The 8,879-nt window shown below is 50.1% G+C and carries 8 protein-coding genes; 4 read left to right on the top strand and 4 right to left on the bottom strand.

Annotation, left to right across the window (positions count from 1 at the left end; genetic code table 11):
• Positions 1–414 precede the first annotated feature (414 nt).
• Positions 415–2,178, bottom strand: a complete 1,764-nt coding sequence (locus tag ACO0LM_RS06115) for a beta strand repeat-containing protein (protein ID WP_423035234.1) — start codon at positions 2,176–2,178, stop codon at positions 415–417.
• A 572-nt stretch (positions 2,179–2,750) separates the two neighbouring features.
• Entirely contained in the window at positions 2,751–2,870 is a 120-nt protein-coding gene (locus ACO0LM_RS06110; RefSeq protein ID WP_423035232.1) for a hypothetical protein, read from the bottom strand.
• A gap of 435 nt (positions 2,871–3,305) precedes the next feature.
• Between ACO0LM_RS06110 and ACO0LM_RS06105 the strand changes: the two genes are divergently transcribed.
• Together ACO0LM_RS06105 and ACO0LM_RS06100 are read left to right on the top strand one after the other, a co-directional pair.
• Positions 3,306–3,656, top strand: coding sequence for a hypothetical protein (locus ACO0LM_RS06105; protein ID WP_423035230.1), 351 nt, complete (start codon positions 3,306–3,308; stop codon positions 3,654–3,656).
• Between the two features lie 742 nt (positions 3,657–4,398).
• Complete coding sequence (locus tag ACO0LM_RS06100; protein WP_423035228.1) at positions 4,399–4,716, top strand: hypothetical protein; 318 nt, start codon at positions 4,399–4,401, stop codon at positions 4,714–4,716.
• Between the two features lie 236 nt (positions 4,717–4,952).
• Here ACO0LM_RS06100 and ltrA read toward each other — a convergent pair whose 3' ends face one another.
• Positions 4,953–6,440 carry a group II intron reverse transcriptase/maturase gene (ltrA, locus tag ACO0LM_RS06095; protein WP_423035270.1) on the bottom strand — a complete coding sequence of 496 codons (1,488 nt, stop codon included), beginning with the start codon at positions 6,438–6,440 and terminating at the stop codon, positions 4,953–4,955.
• 439 nt (positions 6,441–6,879) lie between these two features.
• Between ltrA and tnpA the strand changes: the two genes are divergently transcribed.
• Positions 6,880–7,209 (top strand): IS66 family insertion sequence element accessory protein TnpA, encoded by a 330-nt coding sequence (tnpA, locus tag ACO0LM_RS06090; RefSeq protein WP_423035226.1) that lies wholly within the window; start codon positions 6,880–6,882, stop codon positions 7,207–7,209.
• 208 nt (positions 7,210–7,417) lie between these two features.
• Here tnpA and ACO0LM_RS06085 read toward each other — a convergent pair whose 3' ends face one another.
• Complete coding sequence (locus tag ACO0LM_RS06085; RefSeq protein ID WP_423035224.1) at positions 7,418–7,939, bottom strand: hypothetical protein; 522 nt, start codon at positions 7,937–7,939, stop codon at positions 7,418–7,420.
• A 134-nt stretch (positions 7,940–8,073) separates the two neighbouring features.
• Between ACO0LM_RS06085 and ACO0LM_RS06080 the strand changes: the two genes are divergently transcribed.
• A complete protein-coding gene (locus ACO0LM_RS06080) occupies positions 8,074–8,823 on the top strand; it encodes an IS5 family transposase (RefSeq protein ID WP_423035222.1) in 750 nt (249 codons plus the stop codon).
• The last annotated feature ends 56 nt before the right edge of the window (positions 8,824–8,879 follow it).

Genomic DNA, 8,879 nt, shown 5'->3' with positions numbered 1-8,879 from the left:
GTCTTGGCGTAACGTTCAAAGCTTCCTTGGGCAAAGGTAGTCTGTTTCATGGCTTCAATGATTGACAGGGGAACATGCTTCTATTAACGTTTCTGAAGGAGATTGCGTTTACTTAATCAGAGATTCCCTAGTTTTAAGCCTAGCTGCTTTGCTTTTTGCTACGTGTCATTAATGCCGCCATGCGACTTCAAGCATTTTCTATCAGCGAGTTGATGATGTCAACAATAACAGTGTGCTAAACGTGGGTCACAATAGATGCAAATTATCCAGCAAAGTGGGTCAATTTTCAGTGCAAATCAACAACATGCTGATAACGTTAGAGTGAAGACCCAGTTTTGCCTTGCTTTTTTCGTTGCCTTTTGTTCTACAATTAACCCCGCCAACGCCTGCTCGCTACAGATCGTCAACAGTTTCTTACGCCTGCAAATCCCCCACCGCCACAGAGCCAGTCGCGCCGATCAACTTCACGATGATGTCGCTGCTACCGACCGTCGTGCCCGCTGTGTGCTCAACCACATAAGTGCCAGCGGCAGCGCCCGAGGCTACGTTGACCATGAATGCCTTGTAGTCATTGTTGGTAAGGTTGCCAGCGCCGTTAGTGATGTTGGTAGCCAGGCTGCCAAAGTCGGAACTGGCGATGTTGATAGTCCCCAGGGACGACGCCGCGTTGCCGAAATGCAGGGCATCGGGGCGGTTGATCTTGAAGTTGCTGATGGTAATCAGGTTGGTGGCGATGTGACCGAGAGTGGAGCTGCTGACTGCAATATTATCCACCCCGCCAGTGGAGGCGAGGTAGATGGTTTCAATTCCAGCGCCGCCAGTGACGGTCAGGTTGCCTGTTCCAGAGCCCTTAAGAACGACATTACCCGTGCCTGCTAATGTCACCGTGCCGTTGTCGCCGCCCCCCGCCAGTTCGACTTGATAGTTTGCACTGCCAGCCAGAGTCAAGTGTTGATTTAAGCTTCCCACGACAATCACCTTGTTGGTCGTGAACGCAGTCAGGTTTACCGTGCTCCCGAATCCGGTGATTACTTCCATATCGTTGACTGGATTGAATGTCAGGTTTTCTGAGCCAGCCAGATAGATGATGCCAATATGATTCATTTGAACAGCGCTCAAGGTCGCCGTGCCAGCATCCGTAATAGATATGCCTGCGCCGCCGAGAGCATTGCCCATGTCCCACTTTGCTCCTGCCAGATTGGCATTGGTTGAAATGATACCGACCTCACCTGTGGTTTTGATCTGGTTAATCACCTGGTTCGGCGCGCCCAGGTGCACAGTCCGGGAACCGGCAGCATTGTTCAGGTTGATTGTCTGCGCAACGCTCCCGAGGTAAATGGAATCGTAGTCGTTCGTGCTGTTGTCATTGATGGTGGTGAACTGACTCATGAATGCAACCGCTTGTTGCATCGTCCCCCCCTGTTGCAAATTCAGGGTAGTCACGCCCGTGACTACCGCCGGGTGAGCCGCATCGGTGAAAGCAGAGGTGACATTCAACACGTCGGTTCCGCCATTGCCCGAGATGGAAGTGCCTGCTGTCAGCAAAGTGGCATCCGTCGCATTGAAGATATCATTGCCTGCCGTACCCAGATTTGTGACGCCAGGGTTGACTACACTGTTCACCCCTGGCACGACCACGGCAGGACTATTGGCCATGGTAGTAAATAGCGCGTCGAGCTTACTTGCTGCGCTTGTGCCGGTACCGGCATCCACCACGCCCCCCAGCCATGTCTTGACAACACCGTAGGCATTGCCGTTAGTTGCGCTATAGGTCGCCTGAGCCGCCGGGCTGGCTGCCATCTTCGCGGTGAATGCGCTGGCGGCGGTGAACTTGGCGGCAACCGTGGCAGCGTCTGTGCCAAGTGCGCCCGTTAAGATGGCAATAGCAGCCTGGCCAATGGTGAAGGTGCCGTTGTTGATCTGCCCGACCCAGTAGCTTAAGCCAGACGGATCAGCATCGTGGTTGAACAGGTTACGGTACAGGGCATTGACGGTTTGCGCCATCGTGAAATTGGCAAAGGCGTTGGCGTATTCAGTTTGCTGCGAAAACAGCTGCGCAATTTGCACTGTCGTAAAGTTCACCTGCGCGCCGGATGTCCAGTAAGTCAGGCCAGCGACATCTGCCGGGCGTTTAAAGTAAGCGATGTAGAGGTTTTGAATATCAGCGGCGTTTGCCATGGAGAACCCTTGTTAGAATAAACGGCGATCATCAATGTCACCAAAGGCTCGCATGGTAACACGCCAACTTTGCCCGGAAAAGGCTTGCAGGCGTCAATGACTGCAGCACCCAGCCCTTGTCAGCCATCGCAGGTACGATCCACAATTGATCAAATACCACGACGCACTCTGACGCGCAGACTGCCTCAACTACTAGAGCAAGGCCGTATTCATTCTAGATGAGCAAGTCCTACAATGCACTATTCCGAGGAGGCGTCAATGCCTCAAACCGAGAGCGCACAACTGCAGTAGATAGAAAATCAAACGAGGTGTGTTCACACCTAGACACGAGAAATCAAAAAAGTCTACATGTGTAGGCCAAAAGTGAAGTGGGCGACGTCACTACTGATCTGATCGCGGCACGACAATCAAACCCGGCCCGGGAAATTTTGGTCTGTCGTAAATAGTGGCGTGAGCAAAATGGAGCGCATGAGTTGCTCTGGACAGTATGGTGCACAAATATCGCTTTCGTTAAACCCCTACCGTCATCCCCACTGGGATCATGAACATGATTCCTGGTGTTGGCCGATGTTTTACCATTGATACATCAACAGAAATTGTGCCAATGCCATTTTTGAATTCGGCGAGGTGACACTGACATGATGCTCGCTGGTCAGGTAAGACAGGAAGGCCTTGACCTCGATTGCTCCCATTTCCAGGGGATGCCGCAGACCATGAAAGCGGATGAACCATCGAATCCGTTAGACATAGGCTTCTTCGGTGCGTAAGCTATAGTGCTTGCACGTATGCAATTTTTAACGCGGCTGAGCAGTTTTGGTGGCTTAGAATTTGGATCAGAAGTAAGATTGCCGGTATCCACAGGACCTGTCTGCCTTTCCTAGTTATTTAGTACTGCAGTAAATACAGTATGTGACAGGAGGCAGCGCAGGGCAATGGTTACAAGCGAATTACCCTGCCAGGATAGGCGGACAGAGCGCTAGGTTAGGTGGAATTTTTTTCGCTCTATTTGAAGTTAGGCATTGTGGCGATCGATAAAGTGCTTACGTCCGAGTTGCTATTTCACTGGGACGCAGCGGCGGCAATCTTCGGTAAACTTCAGATTCATTGCTGTCTGACAGGAGAGGAAAATGGATGAAAACGGTTTGATCTTGGAATGCGATTTTTCCTTCAAATGTCCGAAGACATGGGAAAGCCTGACCGTTCTTGACGATCCGGAAAAAAGATTTTGTTCCAGTTGCGAACGGGAAGTCTTTTTCATCAGGACAAGACAGGAACTCGAGGTATTTCGAAGACTCGGACGATGCATTGCCGCGAGTGTGCATGATCCAATCATGGGCGCGAAAGTAGCCATTGGCGGCATCGGTTTAGTCGGCGATACTGAGATACATGTATTCGGCGATCGGGAAAACGTCGATGAACTGATGGTCGCAATGGATCGCCATCACAGGAAGAACAAAAACGATGAAGACAAGCAGTAATTACAGAATCGTCGAATAAAAGATGAGCTATGTGCAGCTTTGTGCAAAGACGGGCGGGCTATATACAGGATATTTGTTCGGCATATAGACTAGTCGGGCTCTTCGTGATCAGGAAGCTGAAATATATGATGATGGCCAATTTCGATATACAAAACATTCTCAGCGTTGAGCCTAACTCGTCGTTGCACACTCACGCCGTTGGCGTAGGTGAACTCAGTCGTTAAGCATTTTTTAGGTTAGCAGTGCAACTTTTTCCAAAAGATTTTTCGAGATATGTGGTAAGCGCGGTGCACATCGGGAATGTGAACGCCGAGCTAAGCAATTGGAAGAAGAAATGCGCGCTCAGGAAATCGGCTTGCTAAGAACTCACGCTCGCTATAGGTTTTACGGGATCCATCCAGAATCAAAAGAATCTTTTCTGTCTGCGCAAATGATTCTGGAACGACACTTGAAACGTCCGCTAGCATGCGATCAATCGAAAGTCGTTGAGGGTGATTCTTGGTGGTTTATTCCCAAGGACTGGACTGGATTGGAATGGTTGGATTTGTCGTTGAAAAAAATACTGGAAACGTCATTGCGTTAGGTTCGGGAATAATTGGGCGATATAAAGGCAAAATGCTTCCCGCGGAATGGATTGCAATTTCTTACTATCTCGAACATGGAAAGGTTGAGTGAGCATGCCTAACTTGCCGTTCAACGCCGACGCTAAGCGCCGGTCAACTTAGTTCGTTGGAGATCACGAATGGCATACGATTTAGTTGTTGGCCGAGGTAGCAAAGTCAAAGATGCGTCAGATATAGTTGGAGGGATTGAATTCGCTGAACTTCCGGCGATCTCGCGGCTGCTCAAGCGAATTGATTCCTCGCTGCTTCAACGAATATCCAACCTATTCGAAGACCAAGCGTTCTCGGTCTCAGAAATTGAACTGGCCCTCCTGCAATTTTTTCCACTGCTCACATTAGACTTACATCCAGATGAACGGGCTTTCTTACAGAAGCTCATCTCTGTGCTCTCGTACGCTAAATGGAAGCAGCTAGGCCTTTATGGGATTGCAGATTGATCTCTAACAGAGATGGTCGATCGGACTGGCAGCCATGCGGCTCAGTATTTAATTAATTTGTGGGCGGCCATCCGTTCACCGTTGCGTTATGACTGAAGAATCCGAAATTAGCTCGACAATTCAATCGACGATTGAGCCGACGATAAAACGAAACGAGGCTTGGTTTGTTATTTGCATTGGTCGCGGTAGGGACGATGGTTACCCACCGCCCCCCGCACAGATCCGTACTTGCGGAACTACCGCATACGGCTCCTGCCAGAGGTACTAACGTGAAATCGCTCTGACGGAAGTGGATGTACTACCCGGCACGGAGGAATAAATTTTCGAACTAACCGCGAGAATCTGCTCCATGGCAATCGATGTCGCTGGCTTCTACGCAGCAAAGAGTGCCGCCATGCACGGCACACTTCACTGAGAAACCCCGACAGTCGGCGCATGTTGCCCGGCACGGCATAATAGTTCAAGTACCCCCTGATCACACGATTCAACCATCTACCCACCACCTGCACTGATTCATGCCGCCTTCGCATCAGCGTTTCACGAATAGCTGCCAACGATGCGCGCATCCGCTTCTTGATCGTCAACCTGACGATAAGTAAGCCACTTCTGGGCTGACTACAGCAGTGCGTGAACCCCAGAAAGTCGAATGTTTCCGGTTTTCTTATTCCACGTTCCCGACACTGTTGCATCGCGTACCGTCCAAATCGGATCAGCCGTGTTTTGTCGGGATGAAGTTCCAATTTAAATTGCGCTAGGCGTTCTCGCATTGCCGCCAGAAATCGCTTTGCATCACCTTCGTATTGGAAACCCATCACGCTATCGTCAGCGTAGCGTACCAAGATGACATCGCCCAAAGCATATCGACCACGCCACTGATGTGCCCATAAATCTAGCGCATAGTGTAAATAGATGTTGGACAACATTGGCGAAATGACCGAACCCTGAGGGGTTCCCCGTACCGAGGCGGTGCGGAGTCCATTCTCAATTGTTCCGGCTTTTAGCCATTTTCGGATTAATCGAATGACGCGCTTATCTGCAATCCGGTGCTCTAGAAATCGGATCATCCAGTCATGATCTATCTCATCAAAGAATGAACGGATATCTGCATCCAGAATCCAGTTTACTTTACGTCCCTCGATTCCTTCCGATAACGCATCCAGTGCATCGTGTTGACCTTTCCCCGGCCGAAATCCATACGAGAACCCGAGGAAGTCCTGCTCGTAAATTGCGCCCAGAACCAGGGAAATGGCCTGTTGCACAATTTTATCTTCCAGCGCTGCAATCCCAAGTGGACGCAGCTTGCCGTCCGCCTTAGGTATATGGACTCTTCTGGATGGTTGTGCGCGATAAATACCGGTATGAATCTCCCGATGCAATTCATGCACTCGCCCATAGAGTTCGCTCTCGTAGTCATGCCACGTTACGCCATCCACGCCTGCCGCCGCTTGTTTGCGGAGCGCATAAAAGCTCTCCACCAGCAATGACGGTGTGACGTGATGCAGCAGTGCCGTAAAGCGGCATTGACGGTTTCGTCTTGCTGTTTCGCGTACGCCTTCAAGTCCCATCGACGCGTATTTATCTCGGCTCTGTGTCCGTGACGCGGGGGATTCGTTGGCGTTCCCTAAGGCTACACCCCTTTCCTCCATTGCCTCCGCTAGGTCAGACCCTTTGTTCGGCAACTTCTTCGGTACTATGGGTGTATCCGACTTCTCATCGGCGTAGATGGTTGGATTGCGGTCATTAACCTTGCCAACCCCATCCTGCCACGTTGCACAGGATACCAATGAGATCTCGCTGCTTCCGTGTAATAGACTTCCCAACATGCACAGGTTCTCCGACCGCGTGGGATCAGCATACGACTTGCGATTACCGCCGTACACCATATTGCCTTCCGCTTCGCTTAACAACGTCGGCATCCCAGATTCCTGATTTCGCGGCTCAATGGCTGGCCTGTCGGTTTCCCCTGTCAACGCTTCAGCATACACCTCACGATGCATACCGCATGACTCGGGGCCAGAGTGATTCGCCATTTCTTCTCCGTATCGAACTTACATCAACTATCTATTATCGGCTTTGCAGCCGCTCTAAGCGTCCAGCCGTCCCATCTACGAATTGATGCCCTGTTTGAAGATACTTCAGTTTTTTTAAACTGAGGAAATCAGGATGACACGAGAAGAACGCAGAGCAGTATGGCAAGAGCGGATCAATCAATGGCAACAAAGCGGCTTGCGACCGGCAGCATTTGCCCGTCAGCATGCGCTTGATGTCAAACGGTTGGCCTACTGGCGCACCCGGCTTAAGAGCAATGCGCCAGGGCCAGCACAGCAGACACTCATCCCTTTGCGTATTCAAGCTGTCAGCCCACAAGTGGACGCATCCGTTGCCTCTGCACCCACAGCTTGCCTCACCATCACCAGCCCTGGTGGCTGGCACATCCGCTTGCCAGCGACCTTGCCGGTTGGACGCTTACATTTTTCTGGTCGATTCGATTGATCCACAATAAAACAAAGGGAAACTGGCGACATATCGTCCTCCGAACAATTAGCTACAGCTAATCATTCTGCGCTGACTCAGCTGTGGCCATGCCAAAGGACCTTGCCATGGGGCATGTCTCTTCAGTAGTCTCTTTTTCTCGGTATCGAGTCTGAATTCACCGCCCGACATAGCTTTTCGCGCCGGTCCAAAGGAATGATGATTGGTATCAGGGAAAAATGCGAATATAGGCTTTTGTGAGGCTTGGTATACGTTGTTTTTCCCAAACTCCATCACCGCTTTCACTGTCCCGATCTCCCTTACCATTTGTATTCCCTTCGATGGTTTTTATCTTATCCGTGATCGATACTTGATCCTCTATAACCAAGCCAATGTGTGAAAAATCAAAGATTACAAAATCACCAGCACGAGCCAGTTTAGTTTCAGGAAGTATCAATATTTTTCTTTGATCAGCCCATTTTCCCCACCCGAATGCACTGGCATCTCGACATCGCCACTTTTCGGCTAACGAAAAGCTGGTTAGATTAAGCAACGTTCTGACAGATTCATCTTCAAGCCACTCTCTCATTACCCAAGAAGTGAAAGCGGCACACCATGGCCAAGCACCAGGTGCTAACCATGTTGCCCCTTGGTACTCAACTATTCGTGCACCGGTATTATTGACGGCACCCTCCCGTGTACCCTTTTCTGACTTTGCCAATGCGATCAGTTTTTGTATTGCTTCGTTCATTTAGTTCTCCTATTTTTTTGTGTGCTATCTCAATCAAAATACTAGGGGCTGTTGACGTTTGAACGTAAGTCTATGAAAAAGAAAGGCAAACTTGTATTGTTAAGGTTCTCACACCGGATCAACACGAGTTTGCCATGCCCCGATTGCTGCTCAACGACGAGCTTTGGTCAAAGCTGAAGAAGATTTTGCTTCAAGAACGAATTTATAACAAGCGCAATTTACGCCTGATGGTAGAAGCGATGCTGTATCGGCTGAGAGTGGGCTGCCCGTGGAGAGACTTACCGAAAGCGTTTGGTTGCTGGAACTCGATTTATAAGAGATTTAATGCCTGGTCAACCTGCGAGAAGTGGAGTGCAGTTTTTAAGGCACTGGTCACAGAGCCGGATGTGGAGTGGATTTTTATCGATGGCAGCTATGCCAAGGCACATCAGCATAGTGCAGGAGCCGCCAGTGATAGTGATGAAGGCATAGGGAAAAGCCGGGCTGGTAATACAACGAAAATTCATTTGGCAGTCGATGGTTATGGATTGCCAATCGATTTTACGGTTACCAGTGGCGCTACCCATGACTGCAAGGCTGCGCCAGAACTAATTGCCGTGCTGCCGCAGGCAGGAGCCATGATTGCCGATAAAGGGTATGACAGCGAATCGATACGAGAGCAAATCATCGCAAAGGGAAGTCGTTTCGTTATCCCGAGAAGACGCAACTCTCTCAATGGAAACGATGACCTTGATAAAGGGCTGTATCGATACCGTCACCTCGTCGAGAATGCGTTTGCCCGCTTAAAACAGTTTCGGGCTTTGGCGACGAGATTCGACAAGTTGAAACGTAATTATGTCAGTGTTGTCGCCATGGCCTGCGCCTTTTTGTGGTTGCCTATGTGAAACGTCAACAGACCCTAGAGTAATGTCGGCCAGATGCGTCAAATCGCGCACGTAAT

Origin of the sequence: Undibacterium sp. Di26W (assembly GCF_049340265.1) — a bacterium.
GTDB lineage: Bacteria > Pseudomonadota > Gammaproteobacteria > Burkholderiales > Burkholderiaceae_D > Undibacterium.
Note: the sequence above shows the minus strand (reverse complement) of the source record. Positions and strands in the feature narration are given on the sequence as shown.

Excerpts from the sequence above, each read along its gene's own strand:
- ACO0LM_RS06115 (WP_423035234.1), bottom strand. The coding sequence starts at position 2,178 with ATGGCAAACGCCGCTGATATTCAAAACCTCTACATCGCTTACTTTAAA.
- ACO0LM_RS06110 (WP_423035232.1), bottom strand. The coding sequence starts at position 2,870 with ATGGGAGCAATCGAGGTCAAGGCCTTCCTGTCTTACCTGACCAGCGAG.
- ACO0LM_RS06105 (WP_423035230.1), top strand. The coding sequence starts at position 3,306 with ATGGATGAAAACGGTTTGATCTTGGAATGCGATTTTTCCTTCAAATGT.
- ACO0LM_RS06100 (WP_423035228.1), top strand. The coding sequence starts at position 4,399 with ATGGCATACGATTTAGTTGTTGGCCGAGGTAGCAAAGTCAAAGATGCG.
- tnpA (WP_423035226.1), top strand. The coding sequence starts at position 6,880 with ATGACACGAGAAGAACGCAGAGCAGTATGGCAAGAGCGGATCAATCAA.
- ACO0LM_RS06085 (WP_423035224.1), bottom strand. The coding sequence starts at position 7,939 with ATGAACGAAGCAATACAAAAACTGATCGCATTGGCAAAGTCAGAAAAG.
- ACO0LM_RS06080 (WP_423035222.1), top strand. The coding sequence starts at position 8,074 with ATGCCCCGATTGCTGCTCAACGACGAGCTTTGGTCAAAGCTGAAGAAG.